The sequence below is a fragment of the Bacillus sp. SIMBA_008 genome (genome assembly GCF_046535495.1).
Classification (GTDB): domain Bacteria; phylum Bacillota; class Bacilli; order Bacillales; family Bacillaceae; genus Bacillus; species Bacillus subtilis.
On the sequence record NZ_JAWRWL010000600.1, the window covers coordinates 1 to 265 of the forward strand.

Sequence of the window (265 nt, forward strand, 5' to 3'; positions counted from 1 at the left end):
CGGAGTCGACGCTGGGAAACAGTTAGTTATTGATGAAAGAACAAATCTCATCTCTTGTACGGGCGGGGCTGCCGGAGGAGAAGATATTACAACTTATGAGGGATTAAAAAAAGTATTGCTCGAACTCGGAGGGAATGGCGCGACGATTGTTCATCACGATGCTGATATTGAACAAGCCGCATCCCTTTGTGCCAAGACAGGCTTTAGTAATTCTGGTCAAAGCTGTATTTCTGTCCAAAGAATTTATGTCCACCAGGAAATTATG

At 44.2% G+C, this 265-nt stretch carries 1 protein-coding gene; it reads left to right on the plus strand.

Going from position 1 to position 265, the window contains the following annotated elements; translation table 11 throughout:
• Window positions 1–265, plus strand: a 265-nt coding sequence (locus tag SB658_RS24585) for an aldehyde dehydrogenase family protein (RefSeq protein ID WP_410603007.1), incomplete at both ends; no start/stop codon positions are given.